The organism is Mesorhizobium sp. WSM4848 (genome assembly GCF_055811375.1).
This window is the reverse complement of record NZ_JBVVPX010000008.1, coordinates 1-24409: the sequence shown is the minus strand read 5'-3', so window position 1 is coordinate 24409 and position 24409 is coordinate 1. Positions and strand designations below refer to the sequence as shown.

The 24409-nt window shown below is 59.6% G+C and carries 20 protein-coding genes and 3 pseudogenes; 21 read left to right on the top strand and 2 right to left on the bottom strand.

All coding sequences use genetic code 11. The annotated features are described in order from the left end of the window. Nucleotides 1–201: 201 nt before the first annotated feature. Entirely contained in the window at nucleotides 202–1428 is a 1227-nt protein-coding gene (locus AC0L16_RS10265) for an MFS transporter (protein ID WP_473620596.1), read from the bottom strand. Nucleotides 1429–2055: 627 nt separating this feature from the next. On the opposite strand from AC0L16_RS10265, the gene nifH reads away from it, so the two are divergent. The 9 genes from nifH to AC0L16_RS10220 all read left to right on the top strand — a co-directional run bounded on the left by nifH (nucleotide 2056) and on the right by AC0L16_RS10220 (nucleotide 11877). Then, complete coding sequence (gene nifH / locus AC0L16_RS10260; RefSeq protein ID WP_065010720.1) at nucleotides 2056–2949, top strand: nitrogenase iron protein; 894 nt, start codon at nucleotides 2056–2058, stop codon at nucleotides 2947–2949. 92 nt (nucleotides 2950–3041) lie between these two features. Continuing rightward, the gene (nifD, locus tag AC0L16_RS10255) at nucleotides 3042–4544 is read left to right on the top strand and encodes a nitrogenase molybdenum-iron protein alpha chain (RefSeq protein WP_473620594.1); all 1503 of its coding nucleotides are present in this window, start codon (nucleotides 3042–3044) and stop codon (nucleotides 4542–4544) included. Between the two features lie 130 nt (nucleotides 4545–4674). Continuing rightward, on the top strand, nucleotides 4675–6216 hold the full coding sequence (nifK, locus tag AC0L16_RS10250) for a nitrogenase molybdenum-iron protein subunit beta (protein ID WP_473620593.1): 1542 nt from the start codon (nucleotides 4675–4677) through the stop codon (nucleotides 6214–6216). A gap of 62 nt (nucleotides 6217–6278) precedes the next feature. Further along, nucleotides 6279–7781 (top strand): nitrogenase iron-molybdenum cofactor biosynthesis protein NifE, encoded by a 1503-nt coding sequence (gene nifE / locus AC0L16_RS10245; protein WP_473620591.1) that lies wholly within the window; start codon nucleotides 6279–6281, stop codon nucleotides 7779–7781. Continuing rightward, entirely contained in the window at nucleotides 7778–9160 is a 1383-nt protein-coding gene (gene nifN, locus AC0L16_RS10240) for a nitrogenase iron-molybdenum cofactor biosynthesis protein NifN (protein WP_473620589.1), read from the top strand. Before nifE ends, nifN begins: the two co-directional genes overlap by 4 nt. After that, on the top strand, nucleotides 9126–9623 hold the full coding sequence (nifX, locus tag AC0L16_RS10235) for a nitrogen fixation protein NifX (protein ID WP_163603092.1): 498 nt from the start codon (nucleotides 9126–9128) through the stop codon (nucleotides 9621–9623). The genes nifN and nifX overlap by 35 nt, the downstream gene beginning before the upstream one ends. A gap of 16 nt (nucleotides 9624–9639) precedes the next feature. After that, nucleotides 9640–10119, top strand: coding sequence for a NifX-associated nitrogen fixation protein (locus AC0L16_RS10230; RefSeq protein WP_473620588.1), 480 nt, complete (start codon nucleotides 9640–9642; stop codon nucleotides 10117–10119). Between the two features lie 73 nt (nucleotides 10120–10192). Then, nucleotides 10193–10897, top strand: a complete 705-nt coding sequence (locus AC0L16_RS10225) for a response regulator transcription factor (protein ID WP_473535558.1) — start codon at nucleotides 10193–10195, stop codon at nucleotides 10895–10897. A gap of 92 nt (nucleotides 10898–10989) precedes the next feature. Continuing rightward, complete coding sequence (locus AC0L16_RS10220; protein WP_473620586.1) at nucleotides 10990–11877, top strand: universal stress protein; 888 nt, start codon at nucleotides 10990–10992, stop codon at nucleotides 11875–11877. Nucleotides 11878–12422: 545 nt separating this feature from the next. Here the strand turns inward: AC0L16_RS10220 and AC0L16_RS10215 are convergent. Next, complete coding sequence (locus AC0L16_RS10215) at nucleotides 12423–13109, bottom strand: hypothetical protein (RefSeq protein ID WP_473620584.1); 687 nt, start codon at nucleotides 13107–13109, stop codon at nucleotides 12423–12425. A 160-nt stretch (nucleotides 13110–13269) separates the two neighbouring features. Here AC0L16_RS10215 and AC0L16_RS10210 point away from each other — a divergent pair. The 12 genes and pseudogenes from AC0L16_RS10210 to AC0L16_RS10155 form a co-directional block, all read left to right on the top strand. Next, nucleotides 13270–13613 (top strand): annotated as a pseudogene (locus AC0L16_RS10210) (oligopeptide/dipeptide ABC transporter ATP-binding protein); the annotation flags it as partial. Between the two features lie 63 nt (nucleotides 13614–13676). After that, nucleotides 13677–14332, top strand: a pseudogene (locus AC0L16_RS10205) (FAD-dependent oxidoreductase); the annotation flags it as partial. A gap of 435 nt (nucleotides 14333–14767) precedes the next feature. After that, nucleotides 14768–15934 carry an NAD(P)/FAD-dependent oxidoreductase gene (locus tag AC0L16_RS10200; protein ID WP_473620583.1) on the top strand — a complete coding sequence of 389 codons (1167 nt, stop codon included), beginning with the start codon at nucleotides 14768–14770 and terminating at the stop codon, nucleotides 15932–15934. Nucleotides 15935–16176: 242 nt separating this feature from the next. Then, entirely contained in the window at nucleotides 16177–16701 is a 525-nt protein-coding gene (locus tag AC0L16_RS10195; RefSeq protein ID WP_473620582.1) for a hypothetical protein, read from the top strand. Nucleotides 16702–16851: 150 nt separating this feature from the next. After that, a pseudogene (locus tag AC0L16_RS10190) lies at nucleotides 16852–16926 on the top strand (SPASM domain-containing protein); the annotation flags it as partial. Between the two features lie 149 nt (nucleotides 16927–17075). Next, complete coding sequence (locus AC0L16_RS10185; RefSeq protein ID WP_473620697.1) at nucleotides 17076–17462, top strand: hypothetical protein; 387 nt, start codon at nucleotides 17076–17078, stop codon at nucleotides 17460–17462. Nucleotides 17463–18311: 849 nt separating this feature from the next. After that, nucleotides 18312–19553, top strand: coding sequence for a lysine N(6)-hydroxylase/L-ornithine N(5)-oxygenase family protein (locus AC0L16_RS10180; RefSeq protein WP_473620580.1), 1242 nt, complete (start codon nucleotides 18312–18314; stop codon nucleotides 19551–19553). A 936-nt stretch (nucleotides 19554–20489) separates the two neighbouring features. Beyond that, nucleotides 20490–21035, top strand: a complete 546-nt coding sequence (locus AC0L16_RS10175; protein ID WP_473620579.1) for a TlpA disulfide reductase family protein — start codon at nucleotides 20490–20492, stop codon at nucleotides 21033–21035. A 769-nt stretch (nucleotides 21036–21804) separates the two neighbouring features. Beyond that, the gene (locus tag AC0L16_RS10170) at nucleotides 21805–22008 is read left to right on the top strand and encodes a CCE_0567 family metalloprotein (protein ID WP_473620577.1); all 204 of its coding nucleotides are present in this window, start codon (nucleotides 21805–21807) and stop codon (nucleotides 22006–22008) included. After that, on the top strand, nucleotides 22005–22322 hold the full coding sequence (gene fdxB / locus AC0L16_RS10165; RefSeq protein ID WP_473620575.1) for a ferredoxin III, nif-specific: 318 nt from the start codon (nucleotides 22005–22007) through the stop codon (nucleotides 22320–22322). The genes AC0L16_RS10170 and fdxB overlap by 4 nt, the downstream gene beginning before the upstream one ends. A gap of 38 nt (nucleotides 22323–22360) precedes the next feature. Continuing rightward, complete coding sequence (locus AC0L16_RS10160) at nucleotides 22361–22681, top strand: exopolysaccharide production repressor protein (RefSeq protein ID WP_473620574.1); 321 nt, start codon at nucleotides 22361–22363, stop codon at nucleotides 22679–22681. Nucleotides 22682–22995: 314 nt separating this feature from the next. Beyond that, a complete protein-coding gene (locus tag AC0L16_RS10155) occupies nucleotides 22996–24009 on the top strand; it encodes a 1-aminocyclopropane-1-carboxylate deaminase (RefSeq protein ID WP_473620572.1) in 1014 nt (337 codons plus the stop codon). Nucleotides 24010–24409 lie beyond the last annotated feature (400 nt).

Here is a 24409-nt window from a genome sequence, read left to right as displayed (position 1 = left end):
TTCCTGTAGCCGCGAACGGTGAAGCCGGCGAGGCGAGGCGCCCGGCACTGGTCGGGCCCCAAGCGGAGGCAGTAGCAGCGAACTCCACGCGGCCTATCCGATAGGCGAGACGAAGCCCTGAACCGACAAGATAGTCGTGGGCAGGATCGCGCCGCACGGCTGGTGCGATTGCATCGAGGGCTGAGCTGAAGGTCTCTCCCGTCAGGAGGTGTAGGTTGCGCCTTTCGGGCCGAATAGGAACGCTGTGAGAGCGGCGAGGAACGTGGCTACTGCGCTGTAGGCAAACACACTGGCGACGCCGGCATTGTTCACTAGCAATCCGCCGAAAATCGCACCGGCTGCGATGGCAATTTGGAAGGTTGACGTCATCAGCACACCGGCGCTTTCAGCTTGCTCGGGAACGGCGCGCAGCACCATCCAAGTCTGTACCCCCACCGGCACCGCACCGAAGCCAAAGCTCCATACAGCAACCGCAATTGCCGAGGCGGACGCCGATGCTCCAGGCATCAGCAACGAGACAGCGGCTATCGCCATGAGCAGGGGCGGCAGCGCCGCGACTGCCTTGAGGCTGTGTTTCGCCAGGAATGCGCCGGCTAAATTGCCGAAGAAGCCGCATACGCCAGAAACGAGCAACAGCAGCGAGATCGTCTCGATATGGAGCGCGGGAATCTTCTCGAGGTAAGCCCGGACATAGGTGAAGCTGGCGAAGTGCCCAGAAGCGACCAGCAATACGACCAAAAACGCGACCTTGATGGTTGGCTTCTTGATTACATTCAGCAGACCGCGGAATCCAGCCATTTCAACCGGCGGCAACGTCGGAATGGTTACGAGTTGCACCAGCAGTGTAACGACATTGACGGCTGCGGCGATCGCGAAGGTGGCTCGCCATCCCCAGATGTCGCCGACATAGGCGCCGATCGGAGGCGTGCAAACGATGGCGACCGAAACGCCGGTGAAGATTATTGACATGGCGCGCGGCAGGAGGTGATTTGGAACGAGCCGCATCGCCAGCGATGCCGAAATCGACCAGAAGCCTCCAAGCGCAATGCCGAGCACGACGCGTGCCGCCAGGAAAACCGGTAGCGACCACGCGAGCTCAGCCAGAAGGTTGGACAGGATCTGAAGCAGCATCATCGCCCACAGGACGATCCTGCGGTCCAGGCGCTTTGTTATGAAGGCGACCGTCGGCGCAGAGATCGCCGCGGCAATCGCCGTCGCTGTCATCGTCTGTCCAGCCGCACCCTCTGTGACATGCAGATCATGCGCGAGCGGCGTCAGCACGCTGGCAGGCAAAAGCTCTGCCGCCACCAGCCCGAAGGTGCCCAGGGCAAGCGATATGACTGCGCCCCATGCGGGACGAGACCGTTGACCCGGCTTTTCTGGGCCGTGCAGAAAAGTCTCCAGGAAGCCTGTCGCGGATTCGGTCATGAATAAGCTCGCCCCCTTGGGTGCAACTGCAACATCGGTTGGCTGCATTGACCCGCATTCATGCCAGGACGCCATTGCCGGCCGCGTCGCACGAAGGGAATGTTCATCGCTGCCCGACATGTTTTGACAGCGCCGCGTGCAATATCAGTGCCGGTTTGTCCCAGCCGGACGAGGATGTGATCGTCGGCAGGCGTCGCATCAGTCATGTTCCATGCCGACTTCGCGGGCCAGTCTCGAACCAGCCACGCAACCAGCTACCGAGCACGCACGTCTGATGTCCCGCAGCGGGGCACGCAGCCGGTCGCTTTGCCGCGCCTGTATGCAGCCAAAAGGCGGCTCTAGCTCGAAGGCCCAGCTTCCTCCCTAGCGGTCTCGAAGCTGACGCCTTTTGTCGGGCTTTGTCGGGTCCGCTACAGGGCTTGTCCCGACAATCACTTGTTTGGCAGAAAACACTTGTGGGAGCTCAGACTAACTCGCGGGACATAAACGAAAAAATCCCTGTTGGTTATAAGCCAGTCTACTTGGCACGAGTCTTGAGACCCTTTCGGTGTGAGGCGGCAAAAGCTGCCCATCGGCATTCATATTGCGGCCAGCCGCGACGGATGGAACGAAGGAAGGAAATCTATAATGTCAGGTCTGCGTCAGATCGCCTTTTACGGAAAGGGCGGCATCGGCAAGTCCACCACCTCCCAAAACACGCTCGCCGCCCTGGTCGACCTCGGGCAGAGAATCCTCATCGTCGGCTGCGATCCCAAAGCCGACTCCACCCGCCTGATCCTGAACTCGAAGGCGCAGGATACTGTCCTGCATCTGGCGGCACAGGAAGGTTCGGTGGAAGATCTCGAGCTGCAGGACGTGCTCAAGATTGGCTACAGAGGCATCAAATGCGTGGAATCCGGCGGCCCGGAGCCGGGTGTTGGCTGCGCCGGCCGAGGCGTCATCACATCGATCAACTTCCTCGAAGAGAACGGCGCCTACGACGATGTCGACTATGTCTCCTACGACGTGCTCGGCGACGTGGTTTGCGGCGGCTTCGCGATGCCAATTCGCGAGGGGAAGGCGCAGGAAATCTACATCGTTATGTCCGGGGAGATGATGGCGCTCTATGCTGCCAACAACATCGCCAAGGGCATCCTGAAATATGCCCATTCGGGGGGCGTGCGGCTCGGAGGGCTGATCTGCAACGAACGTCAAACCGACCGTGAGCTCGACCTCGCTGAAGCTCTGGCTTCCAGGCTCAACTCCAAACTCATCCATTTCGTGCCGCGCGACAACATTGTCCAGCACGCCGAGCTCAGGAAGATGTCAGTTATCCAGTATGCGCCGGATTCCAAGCAGGCCGGAGAGTATCGCGCGCTGGCCGAGAAGATCCATGCCAATTCTGGCCAGGGCACCATCCCGACGCCGATCACCATGGAGGAGCTCGAGGACATGCTGCTCGACTTCGGCATCATGAAGACCGACGAGCAGATGCTTGCCGAGCTTCAGGCCAAGGAAGCGGCCAAGGCGGCCGCCCAGTAACGACCGATATTGGTCGCCTCTCGAGTTGGGGCGCCTTGCAAAGAACGGCGCTTCATCGGTGAGGCGTCATCAGACACCTTGAAAGGGGTCCCATGAGCCTGGAATACGAGAATGATGGTGCTCTCCATGCGAAGCTTATCGAGGAGGTGCTATCGCAATATCCCGACAAAGCGGCGAAGCGCCGCAAAAAACACCTCAGCGTCGCAAAGAGCGGGGATGAGGCTGGCGGGGAAAGTGAGATCCTTTCCGAATGCGACGTCAAATCGAACATCAAGTCCATCCCCGGGGTGATGACAATACGCGGCTGCGCCTATGCCGGCTCAAAGGGCGTGGTCTGGGGCCCAGTCAAGGATATGGTCCATATCTCGCACGGCCCCGTCGGTTGCGGCCAATATTCCTGGTCTCAGCGACGCAATTACTATGTGGGCACAACGGGCATCGACACGTTCGGGACAATGCAGTTCACCTCCGATTTCCAGGAGAAAGACATTGTCTTCGGCGGTGACAAGAAACTGGAACAGATCATCGACGAGATCGAGGTGCTGTTTCCGCTGAACAACGGCATCACCGTGCAATCCGAATGTCCGATCGGTCTCATTGGTGATGACACCGAGGCAGTTTCTCGCAAGAAGGCCAAGGAGTACGAAAAGACCATCGTGCCGGTGCGCTGCGAGGGCTTCCGCGGCGTCTCGCAATCACTCGGCCACCACATCGCCAATGACGCGATCCGCGACTGGGTCTTCGACAAGAAGGACGTCGAGTTCGAGGTCGGTGCTTACGACGTCAACGTGATCGGCGACTACAATATTGGCGGCGACGCCTGGGCCTCGCGCATCTTGCTTGAGGAGATAGGATTGCGCGTGGTGGGCAACTGGTCGGGCGACGCAACACTCGCCGAGATCGAACGCGCGCCAAAGGCCAAGCTCAATCTCATCCACTGCTACCGCTCGATGAACTACATCTGCCGGCATATGGAGGAAAAGTATGGCGTCGCCTGGATGGAGTACAATTTCTTCGGACCGTCCCAGATCGAGACCTCTCTGCGCAACATAGCCAAGCATTTCGGGCCGGAGATCGAGGAGAAAACCGAGAGGGTGATCGCCAAGTACAGACCGCTTGTCGACGCCGTCATCTCCAAGTACCGGCCGCGTCTCGAAGGCAATACCGTCATGCTCTACGTCGGTGGCCTGCGCCCCCGCCACGTCATCACAGCTTACGAGGACCTCGGCATGGTCATCGTCGGCACCGGCTACGAGTTCGCCCACAACGATGACTATCAGCGCACGGGCCATTACGTAAAGAACGGCACGCTGATCTATGACGACGTTACCGGTTACGAGTTGGAGAAGTTCATCGAGGGAGTTCGCCCCAACCTCGTCGGCTCTGGCATCAAGGAAAAATACCCGGTGCAGAAGATGGGCATCCCGTTCCGTCAGATGCACTCCTGGGACTATTCGGGCCCCTATCACGGCTATGACGGCTTTGCCATTTTCGCGCGTGACGTGGATCTTGCTATCAACAATCCGGTCTGGGATCTCTACCAGGCCCCTTGGAAAGAAAGCCCGCGCAGTGGGCGGGCGATGGCTGCCGAATAGACGCCCTGTCCTGGCCTGGTCTCCCAGAGAGACCACGAACCCCGCGGGCTTGTGAGCCCCGGGATTACCGCAACGTCTCGACGTACTGAGCTGCCGAATGGCGCGGCCAGATCAAAAAGAGGTAATATCAATGCCGCAATCGGCCGAAAAGATTCTCGACCACGCTCCCCTGTTCCGCGAGCCGGAATACAGGCAAATGCTGGCCGAGAAGAAGCTGAATTTCGAATGTCCGCACCCGGATCAGATCGTTACCGATCAAGGCGAATTCACCAAAACCTGGGAATACCGCGAGAAGAACCTCGCCCGAGAAGCGCTTGTGATAAATCCCGCCAAGGCCTGTCAGCCCCTCGGCGCGGTATTCGCGGCTGCGGGCTTCGAGCGGACCATGTCCTTCGTCCATGGCAGCCAGGGCTGCGTAGCCTATTACCGCTCGCACCTGTCGCGCCATTTCAAGGAACCTGCTTCGGCGGTTTCCTCCTCGATGACCGAGGACGCGGCAGTGTTCGGAGGCCTGAAGAACCTGGTGGACGGGCTTGCCAACACCTACCAACTCTACGATCCGAAGATGATCGCAGTGTCGACGACTTGTATGGCGGAGGTCATAGGGGACGACCTGCACAGCTTCATCGAGAACGCCAAAGACGAAAATTCGGTCCCGCGCGACTTTGACGTGCCATTTGCCCACACGCCCGCCTTCGTCGGTAGCCATGTCGACGGCTATGACGGCATGCTCAAGGGTATTCTGGAGCACTTCTGGAAAGGCCAGGAGCGCACGGAAGCCAAGGGAACCATCAACGTCATTCCGGGCTTCGACGGCTTCTGCGTTGGCAACAACCGGGAACTCAAACGCCTGCTCAATGTGATGGGTGTGTCCTACACCTTCATCCAGGACGCGTCTGACCAGTTCGACACGCCATCGGACGGGGAATACCGCATGTATGACGGCGGCACGAAGATCGAAGAGGTGAAGGGGGCACTCGACGCCGAGGCGACGGTTTCACTGCAGTACTACAACACCCGAAAAACCCTCGACTACTGCGGGCAAGTCGGGCAGGCCACGGCTTCATTCCATTATCCGCTCGGCGTCCAGGCGACTGACGAATTCCTGATGAGGATCTCGGCGCTTTCCGGGAAGGAAATCCCCGAGGCAATCCGGCTGGAGCGCGGCCGACTGATTGATGCCATGGCGGACAGCCAGTCCTGGCTGCACGGCAAGAAATACGCGATCTACGGCGACCCGGACTTCGTGTACGCCATGGCCCGCTTCGTCATGGAAACGGGCGGCGAGCCGACACATTGCCTCGCCACCAACGGCACCTCGGCGTGGGAAGCCGAGTTGAAGGAACTGCTTGCATCCTCGCCCTTCGGCAAGGACGCTCAGGTCTGGGCGGGCAAAGACCTTTGGGCTATGCGGTCGCTGCTCTTCACCGAGCCAGTGGACCTGCTGATCGGCAATTCCTATGGCAAGTATCTGGAGCGCGACACCGGCACGCCGCTGATCAGGCTGACGTTTCCGATCTTCGACCGGCACCACCACCATCGCTTTGCGCTCATGGGCTACCAGGGCGGGTTACGCGTGCTGACGACGATCCTCGATAAGATCTTCGACAAGCTCGATCGCGAGACTAGCCAGACGGGCGTGACGGACTATTCCTATGACCTCACCCGCTAGAACACACGGCCGGCTTTTCGCACAGGCGGTTCGTTGCAGAATTGGCTTTGGGGACTGACGCGATGACCTCGCTCAGTGCCAAGATCCAGGACGTTTTCGACGAGCCCGCGTGCGACAAGAACCGTGGAAAGGATGCCAAGGCGCGCAAGGAGGGCTGCGCAAGGCCGCTGACGCCGGGAGCGGCAGCGGGCGGTTGCGCGTTTGACGGGGCCAAGATCGTCCTGCAGCCGATCACTGACGTTGCGCACCTGGTCCATGCGCCGCTCGCCTGCGAGGGCAATTCCTGGGACAACCGCGGTGCAGCTTCGTCTGGGCCCAGCTTATGGCGCACAAGCTTCACCACCGACCTTACCGAACTCGAGGTGGTGATGGGGCAGGGCGAGCGGAAGCTCTTCAAGGCGATCCGCGAAATCAAGGAAGCGTATGCGCCGCCCGCAGTCTTTGTCTATTCGACCTGCGTGACGGCACTCATCGGCGACGACATCGAGGCCGTCTGCCAACGCGCCGCCGAAAAATTCGGCTTGGCCGTGGTTCCGATCAATGCGCCGGGCTTGGCCGGCTCCAAGAACCTCGGCAACAAGCTCGCCGCCGAGGCGCTGCTCGATCATGTCATCGGCACGGTGGAACCCGACGACGCCGGGCCGTACGACATCAACATCCTTGGTGAATTCAACCTTTCCGGCGAATTCTGGCTGATAAAGCCGCTCCTTGATCGGCTCGGGATCCGGGTGCGCGCCTGCATTCCGGGCGACGCGCGCTATCTCGACGTTGCTTCCGCGCACCGCGCCCGGGCGGCTATGGTGGTGTGCTCGACGGCCCTCATCAATCTAGCCCGCAAGATGGACGAGCGCTGGGACATCCCTTTCTTCGAGGGCTCCTTCTACGGCATCTCCGACACGTCGGAAGCACTCCGCAATATCGCTGAGTTGCTGGTGAGGAAGGGAGCCGATCCGGAGATCCAGGACCGCACAGAGACGCTGATCGCCGAGCAGGAAGCAATTGCATGGGAGAAGCTCGAGACCTACCGGCGGGGGCTGCAAGGCAAGAGCGTGCTGCTCAACACGGGTGGTGTGAAGTCCTGGTCGGTCGTCCATGCGCTAATGGAGATCGGCATGGAGATCGTCGGCACCTCGGTCAAGAAATCCACGGTCGAAGACAAGGAGCGCATCAAGCAGGTCCTCAAGGACGACAACCACATGTTCGAGCAGATGTCAGCGCGCGACCTTTACGCCATGCTCTCTGGAGGTAAGGCCGATATCATGCTGTCGGGCGGGCGCACGCAATTCGTCGCGCTCAAGGCCAAGACGCCCTGGCTCGACATCAACCAGGAGCGCCAACACCCATACGCCGGTTATGACGGCATGGTGGAACTCGTACGCCAGATCGACCTCGCCATTCACAATCCGATCTGGTGCCAGGTGCGGGAGCGGGCCCCGTGGGATTGCCCGCCCCATGTGAAGGACGAATTGCCGAGCACCAAGAATGACACGGCGACCATGCGCGCTGTCCAGGAATTTGCCGGCACGACGCGATCGATTTCGGCTGGTGTTGAGGAAATCCGGTGACCCGCATCCTTTCCCAGACCAAATCAGCTTCGGTCAACCCACTGAAATCGTCACAGCCGCTGGGTGCCGCCCTGGCCTTCCTCGGGGTCGAAGGCGCAATGCCGCTGCTCCACGGCAGCCAGGGCTGCACCAGCTTCGCGCTCGTGCTCTTAGTGCGGCATTTCAAGGAAACGATCTCCCTACAGACCACCGCGATGGATGAAGTGGCGACCATACTCGGTGGGGCGGACAATCTGGAAGAGGCGATCCTCAATCTCAAGACTCGCACGAAGCCAAAGCTGATCGGCGTCTGCACGACGGCCCTGGTGGAAACCCGTGGCGAGGATTCGGCAGGCGACATCGCCGACATCAGGCTGAAACGGGCGGCAGAACTCGCGGGTACGGAGATCGTGCTGGCCAACACGCCGGATTTCAGCGGCGCCCTCGAAGAGGGCTGGGCCAAGGCTGTCACCGCGATGATTGAAGGCATTACGCGGCCTGGCGAGCGGGCGCGCCAGTCAAAGAAGATCGCAATCCTGCCCGGCTGGAACCTCACTGTGGCTGACATCGAGCATTTGCGCGAGATGGTTGATAGCTTTGGGCTGCAGCCGGTGATTTTGCCGGACCTCTCAGGCTCGCTTGACGGTACTGTACCAGACCACTGGGTTCCGACCACCTATGGCGGTACGAGCGTCGAGGACATCCGTGAGTTCGGCGCGGCCGAGCACTGCATCGCCATCGGCGAGCATATGCGCCGGCCGGCCGAGGTGCTGCACAAGGTGAGCGGCGTCCCTTACGTGCTGTTCGAGTCGCTGACCGGATTGAAGCGCGCCGATCAGTTCGTTTCCCTGCTGTCCACGATTTCTGGCGAGCCTGTGCCGGCAGGCGTGTGCCGTCGGCGGGCGCAATTGCAGGATGCGTTGCTCGACGGACATTTCCATTTCGGAGGCAAGAAAATTGCGATCGCTGCTGAACCAGACCAACTCTACCAATACGCAACCTTCTTCGTGGACATGGGCTCCGAAATCGCGGCGGCGGTCACGACGACCGATATGTCGGAAATTCTGGAAAAGGTACCGGCGGAGTCGATTCAGATCGGCGATCTCGGCGATTTGGAAACGCTTGCCGGCGGCGCTGATCTTCTGGTCACCCATTCACATGGACGCCAGGCGTCGCAGCGCCTTGGCATTCCGCTCATGCGCGTCGGCTTCCCCGTCTTCGACCGGCTCGGCAGCCAGCACAAGCTCTCAATCCTCTATCAAGGGACCCGTGATCTGGTTTTCGAGGTTGCCAACATGTTCCAAGCCGACCGGCATGCGCCGACGCCTGAGGAACTTGATCCATTCCGCAAGCGGGAAACGCCAGGTGGGCCCCGTTCGTCGCCTCTCACTCGTCACTGACGAGGTTCAAGGTCCGATGCGTGAACGACAAGCAGGCGCTTTGCGCGTGGCAATCGCAACCCAGGACATGAAGGAGCTCAATGCACATTTCGGGTCCGCCAAGCGCTTTGTCATCTACGATGTGACGCGCGAGGAATGGAACCTCCTGGAAGCCCTTGCCTTCGATGACGTCTCCGACGAAAGGGGGAAACATCGGACCGAGGGGGATGACCGCATCGCACCGAAGGTGGAAGCGCTGAAGGGCTGCCACCTCTTGTTTTGTCTGGCGATCGGCGGACCTTCGGCAGCCAAGCTTGTCTCGGCAAAAATCCATCCAATCAAGGTGCCGCAGCCACAACCCATCCAAGAGGTGCTGTTGCGCACGCAGACGATGCTGAGGACATGTCCTCCGCCCTGGCTGCGCAAGGTGCTGGCCGAAGCTGGTGTCGCCGGAGAGAAACCGTCCTTCGAGGACGAGGACTGAAACGAGGAAGAGCGAAATGTTTGAAGTCGCGGTTAGCCCTGCTGTCAACGAGGACGAGGCGGCCCTTGCCAGCCCGTTCGTCAAATGCCTCGTGCGGTTGATCCGTGCTCAAGATTCCCACGGGTCATGGGACGGCAAAGCGGAAGCCGAGTTGCTGGCCGACTTCATCGTCAGCAAGGAACAGCGCCGTACGATTCCAATAATCGGCGATCCCGATCCGGACGTGCTGTGGAGGCTCGACAAGTTTTACACTGCCGTCGCCCTTGCGATCGAAGAGCGCTCCGGCCTGATGGCATCACCGATGATCGAAATGAGCCATGAGGGCTTCGGGCGCGTGCTTTTCACCGCCGGGCGTCTGGTCGTTCTGTCCAAGACCCTGCGCGACGTGCATCGGTTCGGCTTCGAGACCCTCCGCAAGCTCGCCGAGGCCGGCACGAAACTGGTCGGCGACGCAATCGCAGCCATTGAAACCTATCCCGAGGTAGCACGCGCGTGATGGAAGCAGGCGTCGATGGCCACCTTACGCCGCCGACCCGGTCCGGGCCGATGGGGCTCTTGGGATAGTGCCGATGAAGCCGCTGGTGCTGATCTGTTCGGACGATGCGGAGTTCTATCTGATGTATAGCCACGTTCTGGAGGCGGACGGCTTCGCCAGTGAGCCGGCAGGCTGCGTGAAGGATGCATTTGCATTGGCCGACCAGCGGGACTTCAAGGCTGTGGTGCTGGATTGCGGGCCAGCGAGCATAACCGGGTCTGCAATCTGCGCACGGCTCAAGGGGGAGCCGCGGACCGCCGACCTGCCCATCATTGCCCTGATCGCGCCGGGCGCGGCGAACCAGCACCTCGATCTCCTGAAGGCCGGCATTGACGAGAGCTTTGTGCGGCCGATCGCCCCGGCCAAGCTGCTCGACTGTCTACGCGCGAGGCTGGCGCTGACCAAGCGGGGTGCAAATGGTCTTGAAAATGGCGGTTGGCTCTCCTGTGGCGGCCTCGAGATAAAGCTCGACGCCCACCGGGTTCGCGGTAACGGCCACGACATCCACCTCGGACCCATCGAGTTCAACGTGCTGCGGCTTATGATTGAAGCTCCCGGGAAGGTCTTCAGCCGGGACGAACTTATCGGCGCGGCCTGGCCGCCCAACATCCATGTCGGTGCACGCACCGTCGATGTGCATATCAGTCGCATCAGAAAAGCCCTGAAAACGGCTTCGCCCGGCAGCGTCATTCGCACCGTCAGGTCGGCTGGCTATTCGCTCGAGAAGCCGGACGACTGAATCAAGTGCTGGGTGTGGTGCCCCTCCCGCGCGCGGTGAGCCGGTCCTGCGGCCTGAAACGCCCTAAACGAATACTCAGGAGAAGCAGGCAGATGGCTTTTAAAAGCGTACTCTGTGCGACCGGCGCTGACAATTCCGATCAGGACGTCAGAACTGCCGCCGGCTTATGTGCCGAAGTCGGCGCGCACCTTTCCGTACTGGTTATACCGCCTCCGATGCTCCTTATGTCGTATCCGTCGATCGGAGATGGTGTCCCCGAGTGGCCTGGAGGACGTGGACAGGCAATTGCCAGATTGAATGACCGGTTTCGACAAATCGACCGATTTACACAGGACGTGGCCAGAATGGAAAAACGCTCCAAAGATATCCAGAAACTGCTGAGAGCTATGTCGCTCGCCTATGACGTTGACACTAACTATTGCGGTCCGGCAAGCCTCGGCGAAGTGGCACGACAGCGGGCGCTCTGCGCCGACCTCACGATCATCGGACCGTGTCTCCTCAATGACGAGAATCTCGGACCTCCCGTTGTCAACGGCTGCTTGTTCGATACGGGAAGGCCGGTGCTCGTTGTGCCGAAGGGCGCTGAGGCGACCCTGTGGCCACGGCGCGTCCTGGTCGGTTGGGATTCGCGAGTCGAGGCGTCCCGTGCGGTTCGGGAAGCGCTGGGTGTCTTATGCGCTGCTGAGCAAGTTCGTGTCGCCCTGGTCGATCCGAAGCCGAACTATAGCGGGAACGGCGCGGAGCCTGGAGCCGACATCGCCGCCTATCTCACTCGGCACGGTGCTCGGGTGTCGGTTGACCTACTGCCAAGTGCCGGCAAATCGGCGGCCACGGTGCTCGCGCAGCACGCAATCGAGACGTCTGCCGACATGATAGTCATGGGCGCTTATGGCAGCCGTCGGCTGCGTGAGCGGCTCTTTGGCGGCGTGACGAGATGGATCTTTGAGAAGCCGACATTGCCGCTGTTTTTGGCTCGCTGACTGGTTGCGGAGCCGCACCGATGCTGTTCGAAGCTCTACGGTGATGCGTGGATTCATACCGTAGATGCGCTCCATCGTAACAATCGAGTTTACGGAGAGTAACGAACATGAAAAAGCTTTGCTCAGGAGGCGACGCCCATCTGAAATCTCTCCAGTCATGCGCAAGGCGGAAAGGAACGGAGTCCTCCCAGTTCTGATGCCCAGGGTACACCACTCAATTTAACCGCTCGCTTTCCTGGCGCATCCTGCAGCACCACGAGCTGACGATTGTGCTCGCGACCGCGGGACGCATTCGGCCGCAGCTTTGTCGAGGCTGCCCGTGTTGGGAGGGAGATCGTCTGGAAGGGGAAGGCGTTGACGAGGTAGGCCGCGAACGCAGTAGTAAACAGGCGCTGATCCGGATAGAAGCGGCTATTTCGGTCCAGGCCGAGGGTGGACCTGCCGATTGGCGAGGGCTGCTAAGGCGGCCACCAAGCACGGTTGGAAGCCAAAGACGACTTTGATGAGCTCGTCTAATGGTCGAGACCGACTGTCACGCTTCGGAATCACGCTCGTTTAAAGGGAAAGATAATGATCTCGCTGGAGGGCAAACGCGTCTGGTCTCTGGCCACGGCCGGCATGGTTGGGGTGCGCAGTGGTGCGCCGCTATCCGGCGCGCCCGAGGCAAAGGCCCTACGTGACTTGCCGTTATAAAACCAACTCGCCGGATAGCCGGACACTACGCTGGCGTTATCGACAGAGTTCGGGCCATAACCGTCTCTGTAGAACCCCACCGTATGAAAGATGAAGGTATCTCGTTCGATATCGACGAGAACGATGATGTGCGGCTTCCACCCGAACCTCGGGTCGAAGCCGCTCATCCGATCCTGGAGCCGTGAGTCAACGCCCGCGGTCAGATAATCTTTGCTGCTTCCAGCGTAGAGAACATCTGCGCCGGAGTCGCAGAGCTTCTCATTGTCCCTCCTGAAAATGCGCGGTTCGCGGCCATTGTCACCGGAGAGTTCGTCCCATGCCTTCTCGCCGCAGGATTCGTGATCGCTTTCCCGTGTCAAAGATGGGTCGTCGCAATCGGCGGTCCGGTCGATGCCACTAGAACCCAAGCTAACATCGTGACGCTCGTTGCCGAAGGTTTCGGAAGCTGGTTGACCGCTAAGAAACCGCTTCAGCTGTAGGATGAGTTTTTTGATCTCAATTCTCCCAAATGCAGCCACGACGCGACGAACCGCCTCCATATATCGCTCGTCGAGTCATCGCTCTAATCGATTGCGATTATGCTCTCATTTGCACGATGAATATTCCCGCCTGCATTCGCCTTTCCGCCGAGCAGTACGCATGGCACTGCTGGCGGCCCCACTGGGTGGCCAATCATCTGAACATTCGAGATGCCAAACCGCCGACCGTGTGGTGGTCACGTATCTCCGCCACATCGTCGAGCAGATATTGTCGCCGCCCTACCACCCCTATACGATGCACTTTTGTCGGCGATCCCGATTGCCGACATCTATGTCGTCAAGAAACACATTGTGCTCGAAAGCGACATTTCCTCGGCGATGGATCCGCCGAGCGGCTGTCCCTTCCAGATGCGCTGTCCGCGCAAGCATCTGGTTCCCAGAGAAATTTGTAAGCGCGAGGTTCCGCCCATCCGAAAGCTGCCCGGTAGCCATAATATCAAGTGCCACCTACCGGACGACGCGGTCTTCGCAGTGATGGAGCCGGTCATCAAACTCAAGCCTTAGCCCGACGAGGAGGCGGGGGTGACAGAGGCGGCATCGGGATACCGGACCTTTCCAGATCCCCATCACGATCGCCCGCCGCGGGCCTATCGCGGGCGCGACTTCTAATGATGGCTGGGCGTCCTCGGCAAGTGGGACGCCGAGACCCCGGACCCGGCACCGAACACGTCACGGTCGCGGTGAGCGGCGCGCGCGGCGGCGAGACGATCGACTTCGGTCGTCTGGCCGCGCAGGGGCTTACGCTCCTCGGTATGACAAGCAAGTACCAGGACGGCGTGATGAGCTTCGCGCCCGATCTGGCGAAAAACATTGCCCGCGGCGACGCAGGCTTGATGTCGCTGCTGGATGACGCCGACGCCTATGTCGCTCGCAACCGTCTCGACCTCTCGGAAGAGCCCGCGGCCCATCGGGTCGACCAGGATCCGGAATGCGTGACCAATCCGGTCCGCGAGCTCGACCTGGTCGAGGCCGGGATAGCGGCGCTCGTCTGGGCGACAGGCTTTGCTGTCGACTACAGCTGGCTGAAGGTCGACGCCTTCGACGAGAAGGGCCGGCCAAGGCACCACCGTGGCGTCTCGAGCCAGCCCGGCTCTATGCCTTGGTTTACCTTGGCAGTCGCAAAGAGGGTCCAGCTTCTTCTGGGGCGCCTGGCATGATGCCAAAAACGTGGCCGACCGTATTTCGAGCAGTGAAAATATCTGGCCTACCATGCTGCCGCGAAGGGCCAGCCGTGGATGCCTGACCTGATGCTGCCCGGCCTGCGGTGTGGAAGGGGCACTGCCGCGAGCATCCATCTGCCCGCATCGTCGGTTATCCGACAATGTCGGGTTCCGGACGAGCTGGAATTCGAGAACTCATTGGTTGGGCAGACTGCTTTTCCGGCACGCTTCATGCATGGGAGTTTTCGAACGCATTTGTGAGACATCATCCCATGGTAGCCCCTCGAAGAACGAGCCGCGCCCGTTTGAAAAGGCCAAATCCGGCATGGGCCTCGGCATCGTACTGGCCCTCCTGAAAGCGCAGGATGGCACGATCCGCCTGATTGACTCCGAGCGCGGCACGCGCTTCGGGATCATCCTACTGGCTGTATAGATTGGAGCACGATCTTTTCCGAAACCGTCTTTCGGGATCATGCTCTGGAACTGGAGAAGCGAAAAGTGCGCTACGACGTCGTCATCATCGGCGGAGCCATCGTCGGCTCCTCGATCGCCTATTATCTGCGCGAGGAAGGGTTTTCGGGCTCGATCGCGCTGGTCGAGCGCGACCCGCAGTTCGCCCATGCGGCGACGACGCTGTCCTGCGCTTCGATCCGCCAGCAGTTTTCGATTCCGGAAAACATCCGGCTGTCGCAGTTCACGCTGAAACTGTTCCGGCGGCTGACGGAAGAGTTTGGAGCCGACGCCGATATCGGCTTTCGCGAAGGCGGCTACCTCATCCTTGCCGGCGAGAACGGGTTGCCGATCCTTGAGGCCAACCACCAGACGCAGTTGGCCGAGGGCGCCGACATCGTGCTTGAGGATGCGGAGGCGCTCGTCCGCCGGTTTGCATGGCTGTCGGCCGAGGGCATCACCGCCGGCGCCTATGGCCGCACGGGCGAGGGCTGGTTCGACGCGCATGCCATGCTGATGCTGTTCCGCAAGGCGCTGCGCGACAAAAACATCGATTTCATCACCGCCGATGTGACCGGCATCGAACGGCAGGGCGAGCGTGTCACCAGCGTCAGCCTTGACAATGGCGAAAGGCTCGACGCCGGCATCGTCATCAACGCCGCCGGGCCGAATGCCGGCAATGTTTCGGCAATGGCCGGACTGGTGCTGCCGGTGGAACCGCGCAAGCGCAATGTCTTCATCTTCGAGGCACGCGAGAAATATGACGACATGCCGATGCTGGTCGATCCCTCAGGCATCTATGTCCGACCCGAAGGCTCGGTCTACATCACCGGCGGGGCCGAACCCGAAGAGGGCGACGGCCCCGCCGACCCCAACGATTTCGAGCCCGACTGGCCGCTGTTCGAAGAGGTGATCTGGCCGGTGCTGGCGACCCGCATTCCCGCCTTCGAAGCCATCAAGCCGACGCGCGCCTGGGCCGGTCATTACGACTACAACACGCTCGATCAGAACGCGGTGATCGGCCCGCATCCGCAAGTGGAAAATTTTCTCTTCGCCAATGGCTTTTCCGGCCACGGCCTGCAGCAGGCGCCGGCGGTCGGCAAGGCGCTGACCGAGCTGATCGTGCATGGCGGCTACCGCACGGTGGACTGCTCGGCGTTTGGGTACAGCCGTGTCGCTGAAGGGCGGGCATTCAGGGAATTGAACGTGATCTAACGCTGGCGGGACAGCGCCCCCCTCTGGCCTACCGGCCATCTCCCCGCAAGGGGCCGCAAGGGGGGAGATCGGCAGCTTCACTGGCGGCTCCAAACTTCAGCCTTGGAGATTGGCGAAAGCAGCGATGACGGCCAATCTCCCCCCACACGGGGGCAGGGCTATCGCATTGACCGTCGATGTCATGAAGCCAAAGACACCATGCTGGACGTTATGCATAACCAGACGAGTGGGAGTCATAACGAATGATTTTACCGGAACTGCGCTCCGCTATCCCAGCCGGCAGAGTTTTGGAGATAACGACGACCACAGGATGCATCGTGGGATGTTCATATTGTCCGCAGGACAAGTTCGCTGACCGGCAAAGAAAAGTATCTGATACGAAGCATCTTAGTCTTGGAGATTTCAAGCGCTGTCTGGCGCGCGTACCAACCTCCGTCGACATTAGTTTTGCCGGGTATTCTGAGCCATGGCTCAATCCGGATTGCACCGAAATGGTCGAGCACGCGTCCGCCAACGGCCATGGCATCAGGATTTTCACGACGCTTGTGGGAATGAAGGGGCGGGATCTACAACGCTTGCAGGCGCTGCGGTTGGGGGTATTCGTGGTTCATGTTTTTGATGGCGCCCCCATGAATGCCGCATTGTTGGAGACAAGTATCGCGATTTGGTTGGTCAACTCGTCGACGCCGACATCCCATCAATTCGATTCGTGGTTTTGGGCGAGGCCCATCCCGATATCGCCGACATTATCCCTGCCGAAGCCCTAGTTCGCGCGCGACCGGTGAGCAGCAGGGGTGGAAGCGTAGATCCCTAAGATTGTAGAACCACGGCAGCCAGTCGTCGGAGCGCTGATATGCGTGGATGAACGACAGTATCGGAATGTTCTCCTTCCAAACGGCGAGGTTACTCTCTGCTCCATGGACTTTGAGCGGCGTCACGTACTGGGCAACCTTCTATGCGACGAATACGGCGATCTCTTTAAAAGCCCAGTTTTTTGCGAAGTCGTCGATCGCATGAACGGAGCGGATGGTTTTCTGCTCTGTAGGATGTGTGAATTTGCCGATCCAAACGACCGGGTGCTGACTGGTGCCGGCCGACCGCCTGAGAGAGGCGGGCCGGCGAATGCTGCTTTGGACTGCAAATGCCCGGCGAAATCATTGCGTTTTTCGCGTCACGCGAGCGTGATCCCGTACGCGCGGGAGTCGGCCTCGATCATTTACGAGGCGAGCTCATCGAAAGTAGTCGTCGGCTTCCAATCGAGCTTGATGGCCGCCTTGGAGGCATCACCGATCAGCAGGTCAACCTCGATTGGCCCGAAAGAACGTTTGTCTATTTGGATCAGCGCCTGGTTATTCCTGCGTTCGCGGCCCAACTCGTCAACACCTTCGCCTTCCCAGAATATCTCCTTCCCGACCCGCCTGGAGGCAGCCTCGATAAAGCTGCGGACGAATGCGTCTCACTGGTCGCGAGCACCGTCAGGCTCGTGGTGCTGCAGGATGGGGCACACGGCCTCGACATAGCTGTGTGACCGTCTTTAGCTGGATTCTGCGTCTCAAAATCCGGATCTCGCCTCCATCTTCCGCAAGAGGGAGAGACCTCCTGGGACCCCCGGCTTCCGAAGGCGCCTTTTCAGATTCCCGCCGCGAGAAGTGGCAAGAGCCTTCTTCCGCGCCACAGTCCATGAACCTGGGTTGCTGGCCGTCCTAAGAGAAAATTCCGATGCGGAGCTGCCCTCTTAGCTACCGGCTCCTGGCAAGAGGACGGCGACGCGGCAAATCGGCCACCGGCGCAAGGTTTCCCCCTCATTGTTGGATACTCGAAAGGACCACAAACCCGCTACCCGTTGTTTCATGAAAGTTTCCTTCTGGCACGTTTGATGCAGAGGATCTTCCGAACACATCAGCGGATGTCCTCCTATGAGCAGGCTCAGGGAAAAATGCTGTCGCCGCATTCGAGATCGCGCCCTCGCTGACAGCCAAGTCGGTCAAAGGTCGGCGAATCATGATGGAGGCGGGCGACTTCGCCCGATTAAAACATGGAATAACGTTGGAAAGCAGCTCGCCGACCGAGACGCAATCATCGAAGCGGCGGGCATATGTCGCCGCACGCCCCACCAAGTCGTGGACATGAGTGTCGATCTCATCACTTGGCCGGGATCCATGTGGCTTCATGCCCGACCATATGAAAGCGGGGACAAAATCTAGCAAATCCAGTGACACCGAAGTCGAGAATGCCCGCGTGGAGACTGAAGCCGATGGCCAGAGCCGATATTCCTCTAACATCGCCCAATTGGGAAGCACCTAGAGGAGCAAGACAAGTGGAGCTCTCTTGCATTGGAGTGGGAGTTGGGCCGTCTAATTTGAGCCTTGCGTGCCAGATGCACGAGCAAATTGGGCAAGGGGCACTGTTCTTGGATCGGCAAGTCGGCTTCCGCTGGCACCCAGGCAGCGCATTCGATTCCTCGGAGCTCCAGGTCAGCCACTTCAAGGATCTGGTCACGCTGGTGAACCCGCGATCAGCCTACACTTTCGTGAACTACCTGCATGAGAACGGGCGTCTCTACCACTTCCTGAATGCACAGTTCGAAACCATGCTCAGAGCTGAGTTCGAGCAATACCTGAACTGGGCCTTCTACAGGAACCCGCTTGTCCGCGGCGGCGAGACGGTGCGCGAAATCCGCTTTGACGGCGAGTTTCGGGTTCGCACCGATAACGCGGTTCTCGGCGCCAGAAACGTCGTGGTCGGCATTGGCAAGCAGGCGCATACTCCGCCTCAGTTTCAGGGCTGGACTGGACGCAACCTGTTCCACTCATCTGAATTACTGCACATTAATCCTGATGTGCACAAAAAGCATGTCTGCGTGGTCGGCGGGGGACAGTCCGGAGCCGAGGTGCTGTTGCACCTTGTCGGTCTGCCGAGAGAACGGCGGCCTCGATCGATCACTTGGGTTTCGCAGCGCGAAAACTACCTGCCCATCGACAACAGCCCGTTCACAAACGAGTTGTTCATGCCCTGCTTTTCGGATCGTTTCGCGGCAATGAGCGAGTCGCAGCGCAAGCTGTTCCTGCGGCGCTTCGCGCTTGCTTCGGATGGCATTTCGGAAAGCACGTTGCGCGCGATCTATCAGGCGCTATACCGTCACGCATTTCTAGAGCCAAACCATTGCGAAATCACACTGCGGCCGGGCTGCACTGTCTCGCACTGCATCAACGCCGGCGCGGGCCACAGACTCACCCTGCGGCATGGCATGGAGGAGGTCGAAGAAGTCACGGCCGACATTGTCATCCTGGCCACCGGTTACGAGAACGCGGTGCCACGCTTCTTGGAACCGATGGCGGGCCGGCTGGAAAAGATTGACAATGATTTGGCAATTCGCGAAGATTTTTCGGTGTTCTGGGACGGACCGCGTGACTGCCGCATCTTCGTACACAACGCGAGCGTCGGGCAGGGCGGGCTGGCTGATCCGAATCTAACTCTGCTGGCCTGGCGAGCGCGTCGCATCCTTGATAGCCTTCTGGAAAGTGCGCCGCGCGTCAATCCCGAGGCTCCTGACATCTGCCCTACCTTCGTCGAGAGCTGTTCCAACGCCGTCGCAGAAGAAATGGGCAGCGGGATATGACCCGCAGACTCCTCATCATCGGCGGCGGCATTTAAGGAATGATCTGGCCTTCGCTGCGCAAGCCGAAGCCTTCTCCCAAGTCATCGTGACTGAACCGGCGCACTGCATAAATTCTGCGAGGCTGCATTTGCCCTACGGCCGTAAAGATCGTGTTACGTCGCTCACTCCGAATTGCGCAGTGGCCTTGACGCCCATGGATGGGTCGGTGGAGTGAAGGGCTCCCGCCCGTTGCGATGCGTGTCGTGACTGCGTGGGGTGAGGCAAGTGATTGGGGCTACTTCAAGGAAACCCGGAACCCGGCTCGGGGCGCTTACCGTCCCTGCGGGAGCAGAGGCGAATGCCTGAACTGCGTACCACCTACCAGAGACCTTCCAAGCTCGCTCACGAAAAATATGGGACGTGCATGCGGTGTCCGACGTCTAGGCAAACACTTACGCAGCACCCGCGGCAGCTCGAACTCGATGGCCTGGCCCCTCATGACCCGGCGCTAGAAGAAGAGGTCAGCCATGAGCCGGCCGCAGTTGCACGCGCGAGCCAGTCGTGGGGTTACCAGCTCTTCGAGCCGGGTGCCGAAGTGCTGCTGCTCCACTAGGCGAGGCCAATCTTACCGTCGGCAATACAGCGAAGTCTTCGCTGTCCTAAAGCGACTGACGCATGAGTGATGCGTGTCCAAAAGCTTACAGCCGGCTGAAAACATGTCGGGTTCGAAACAACCGCCGTGTTGGGCCTGTTGGACTTTTGAAGCCAATAAAGCATTTGCTGCGCGCCAGGCGTGCTGGCACGGCCTTTGCTAGTTGAGGTGCGGCGATGGTGGGTGAGCTGACCCGCATGAGAACAAGCAACACGAGTAATGGGCTCAGGTGTGTTCCGTTCCTGAGGGTAGAGCCAGATTGCTCATAGACGCCACAAGGTGTGGGAAAAGCTTTGGAGAATAACATGCTGTTGCGGATTGAATCCCCCGCTCCTCCGATCAAAGTCAACGGCTGGCTGCGTGGCAAGCCCCTCACGAACTTTCAACCGGGCAAGGCGTACCTTGTTGAGTTTTGGGCGACTGGATGCGGAGTGGCGGCGATGCCCCATCTGATGCAGCTACAGGAAAAATATCAAACCAGCGGATTTGAGGTCGTCGGAGTCGCAGCTAGCGAAGAGGGCCCGACCGCGGAGGAGACGCGGACGAGCTTGGATGCTTGGCTGATTCAGAGATTCCCCAATCTAAATTATCGGATCGCGTTCGATTACACAGGCGAAATGAACAGGCTTTGGATGAAGGCGAGTTCTTCTCTCGGGATTCCTGCCTCGTTCCTGGTGGATCGCGACGGCCGCAAATCGCTCGGTTTTCCGGAGCCAATGCCGGACCACATCAAACAGTCCTACCTTACCCCCTTGCTCCAAGCCTTGGCCAACTACACGGGTGAGAACGCCTGTTCCGCGGATCTTTGCGTGGTTCCGCAAAATAAGGCTCCGGAAAGTCAAGCCGCCTGATGAGCAAAGATCACAAAGGAACAACACCTGGATTTGAACCCTCAATCCCCAGTTTTCTGCGGCGGCGCGCCCGCAGGAAGTATGCCCAGGCAGGCAGCAGACGGGGGATCGTTTGCTGCAAGGAAAGGCTCAGACATTAGTGACCAACAAGCGGATAGGCGCGGAAGAGAAGTTCGAGCCGAATTTGGCATTTCTTGGAAGGCATCAGAGTCCAGGATGTGTTCGAGATCGGCCACGAAGACGTCAATTGCGTGGAATGGGGCCTCCCACGCCAGCCGCCGGTTGCGCAGGTGTGCCCGAACCCGGCGTACCCGAAAGCAGAAGTCCTCGGTTGCGGACGAGGACTGGAATTGAGGAAACGAAATCTCTCACGCAGCGCCTGGCCTGCCGTCAACGAGGACGGCGAGCGTCTTGCCCCTATTCGACCAATGCATCCTGAGGCTTATCCGATGCTAAATCGGGGACCGAGCTGCTGGCGGCTTTACCGTCACCAAGGAACTGCGCCGGAAGATCCAATCATGTGCGATCCGGATCCGGACGTGATGGAGGCTCTACGTTTTCCCCGCAGCGGGGATTGCTCAGGCGTGATGAAGTGCCCACAAGGTGAAAGTTTCTGGGCTTCGGGCGCGTGCTTTTCGCGGGTGGGCAGTTGCTCGTTCTGTCGAGGCGTCCGCCGGTTGGGCTTCGAGACTTTCCGGAAAGTCGCGGATTCCGGAACCAAACTGGTCGATCATGCGACTGCAGAAAGACCGATTTTCAAGGAAGGATCATGTCAAACTTGGATGAGATGGTAAAAAAAGTCCGAAAGCTTCAACTGCGCGCAGCAATTGCTAAGACGAACTTGCGCGGCCTTGCCGAGGGTCTTCCGGTGAAATGGACTGAGATAGAGGAAGTGGCCGAGAAAGCGCACGCCGCTTATGCGGAGTTACATGGTGCCAGGAGAGAGCTCGCGAAAATGAAGACTTCACGATGAAGGGCGAATTCATCACCCGCGACGGCTCCATATGGGTGCCGGAATATCTGACGATTATAGATGGCAAGATCTGCATCGGCTGCGGGCGCTGTTTCAAGGTCTGCTCGCGGGAGGTCATGCACCTTTATGGCGTAGATGACGCGGGTGAAATCCTCGGCGCCTGCGACGGCAGTGACGACGACTTCGATGGTGAGCTCAATCGCATGATCATGGTGGTGGACCATGCTGGCCGATGCATTGGCTGTGGAGCCTGCGGCCGTGTCTGCCCAAAGAACTGCCAGACTCATGTCGCGGCCGACCAGGTCTCAGCCTGAGCTGCATGATTTTACGAGAGAAAATCAGGAGAACGGCATTGCGCTTAATCATCTTTTGTCGGCTCCTGGGGATGGTCCTGTGCGGCAACGCTGTGACGGTTTACTTCGCGTCGGATTCCATCCGTCTGGCCGTCTTCACGACGCTGGCCTTTTGGCTGGTTCTCCAGGTGGCCTATTTTGCAGACCTTCTATTTCTAATCTGGCGATCCAGCGGCGTTCGCGGCGAGCAAAGGGCTGAGCTTTTCGTTAGCTTCCAGAAAGTTCAATTCCAGTCATCAGACAGTGATGAGGTGAGGAATGAATCTTCAGATGTACGCCAGCGCAATCAAATGCTCGGCATGGCAATGCTCCTCCCTTGAGGCGCCGTGACAAGATAAAGCACAGGTCCCTATAACTTCGGGGCAACCATTATCGAGGTGATCATCGCGTGCGACAATCGGATGAGACCGCGTTCTGGTGGTGACCAGCATCGAAGCAGGTTTCGCTTCATAGCTATCGTTCGGAGCACAACAGCGCCCGGGTGCTTCGCCTCGACCGCGAACGAGGCGCCGAATAATATCAACAGCAGCCTCTTTTGGAAACATCCGAACGGGCCGGCTCACAGTCAAACGCATCTCTTAGAAGCGCTCGTGCACCGCTAGTTTCCGGGCAATCACGTACCACTGGGGAAAATATGCTGAAACGGTTCGTACGCTACCCGCTCACCTTCGGACCCACCCCCGTCGAGAAGCTCGACCGGCTCGGCAAGTATCTGGGCGGCAAGGTGGAAATTTACGCCAAGCGCGAGGACTGCAACTCTGGTCTCGCATTTGGCGGAAACAAGCTGCGCAAGCTTGAATACATCATCCCAGATGCGATCGCGTCAGATGCCGACACGCTCGTCACCGTCGGCGGCGTGCAGTCCAACCACACCCGGATGGTGGCAGCGGTCGCCGCCAAGGTCGGCATGAAATGCCTCCTGGTTCAGGGGAGCTGGGTTCCACATGACGATGCCGTCTACGACCGGGTCGGCAATATTCTCTTGAGCCGCATCTTGGGCGCAGAGGTGCACCTGGTCGACGAGGGCTTTGACATCGGCATCCGCCAAAGTTGGGAAAAAGCCCTTAATGAGGTCAAGGCAAGGGGCGGCAGGCCCTATGGGATACCTGCCGGTGCCTCTGTCCACAAATACGGCGGCCTTGGTTATGTGGGGTTCGCCGAGGAGGTGCGTGCGCAAGAGAAACAGCTTGGGTTTGCCTTCGACTACATTGTCGTTTGCACGGTCACCGGTTCAACGCATGCTGGCATGATCGTCGGGTTCGCCAAGGACGGTCGACAGCGCAAGGTGATCGGTATCGATGCCTCTGCGACTCCCGCCAAGACAAAGGCACAGGTGCTTGGCATAGCCCAACGTACAGCGCTGCTCGTCGAGCTCGGAACGGAACTCATCGAGGCTGACGTGATGTTTATCGAGGACTACGCGTACCCGCGCTATGGCATACCATCCGAGGAAACGAAGGAGGCAATCCGGCTGTGCGCGCGGCTCGAGGGCATGATTACCGATCCCGTCTATGAGGGCAAATCAATGCATGGAATGATCGACCTCGTGAAGAGAGGCTTCTTTCCAGACGGGTCTAAGATCCTCTACGCGCATCTCGGCGGCGCGCCTGCGATCAACGGGTATGGTTACGCCTTCCACAATGGCTGACGCGCGACAGATGCGCTACGCCATGCTGCCCTGCGGGCGATATGCACCAACTGGAATTCGCATGAGCTAAGGTGGGAGCGTTCCGGAAGCGGCGTCGGATGTGCGAGGGGCGATGCCTGATGGCGGGCGCACTCGACAGCTCTCGGCTCCCGCTCGACCACGGTAACCAGCTGCCGCAAAGTCCGGCGTCCGCCGGCCCTGTTTCCAACCCCTATTGTCGAAGCCGGAATGCGGAACCGGCGCTTGAACTCCAGTGACTACCATCTTGCGGACCGACTTGACGCTGGCGACGTCGGGTCGATTTGGATGGCGTGCAGCGGCAGCTAGAGCGCGTCCTGTTTAATCTGGGTCGTATCCAGCTGCCTTGAAGTAGTTGGCGCATTCGGCTGGGGTGAAGCGT

Bases quoted from the DNA above. Each gene is read 5' to 3' on its own strand.
- AC0L16_RS10265 (WP_473620596.1), bottom strand. From the start codon at position 1,428: ATGACCGAATCCGCGACAGGCTTCCTGGAGACTTTTCTGCACGGCCCA.
- nifH (WP_065010720.1), top strand. From the start codon at position 2,056: ATGTCAGGTCTGCGTCAGATCGCCTTTTACGGAAAGGGCGGCATCGGC.
- nifD (WP_473620594.1), top strand. From the start codon at position 3,042: ATGAGCCTGGAATACGAGAATGATGGTGCTCTCCATGCGAAGCTTATC.
- nifK (WP_473620593.1), top strand. From the start codon at position 4,675: ATGCCGCAATCGGCCGAAAAGATTCTCGACCACGCTCCCCTGTTCCGC.
- nifE (WP_473620591.1), top strand. From the start codon at position 6,279: ATGACCTCGCTCAGTGCCAAGATCCAGGACGTTTTCGACGAGCCCGCG.
- AC0L16_RS10230 (WP_473620588.1), top strand. From the start codon at position 9,640: ATGTTTGAAGTCGCGGTTAGCCCTGCTGTCAACGAGGACGAGGCGGCC.
- AC0L16_RS10225 (WP_473535558.1), top strand. From the start codon at position 10,193: ATGAAGCCGCTGGTGCTGATCTGTTCGGACGATGCGGAGTTCTATCTG.
- AC0L16_RS10220 (WP_473620586.1), top strand. From the start codon at position 10,990: ATGGCTTTTAAAAGCGTACTCTGTGCGACCGGCGCTGACAATTCCGAT.
- AC0L16_RS10215 (WP_473620584.1), bottom strand. From the start codon at position 13,109: ATGGAGGCGGTTCGTCGCGTCGTGGCTGCATTTGGGAGAATTGAGATC.
- AC0L16_RS10195 (WP_473620582.1), top strand. From the start codon at position 16,177: ATGATTTTACCGGAACTGCGCTCCGCTATCCCAGCCGGCAGAGTTTTG.
- AC0L16_RS10185 (WP_473620697.1), top strand. From the start codon at position 17,076: ATGCCCGGCGAAATCATTGCGTTTTTCGCGTCACGCGAGCGTGATCCC.
- AC0L16_RS10180 (WP_473620580.1), top strand. From the start codon at position 18,312: ATGCACGAGCAAATTGGGCAAGGGGCACTGTTCTTGGATCGGCAAGTC.
- AC0L16_RS10175 (WP_473620579.1), top strand. From the start codon at position 20,490: ATGCTGTTGCGGATTGAATCCCCCGCTCCTCCGATCAAAGTCAACGGC.
- AC0L16_RS10170 (WP_473620577.1), top strand. From the start codon at position 21,805: ATGTCAAACTTGGATGAGATGGTAAAAAAAGTCCGAAAGCTTCAACTG.
- fdxB (WP_473620575.1), top strand. From the start codon at position 22,005: ATGAAGGGCGAATTCATCACCCGCGACGGCTCCATATGGGTGCCGGAA.
- AC0L16_RS10155 (WP_473620572.1), top strand. From the start codon at position 22,996: ATGCTGAAACGGTTCGTACGCTACCCGCTCACCTTCGGACCCACCCCC.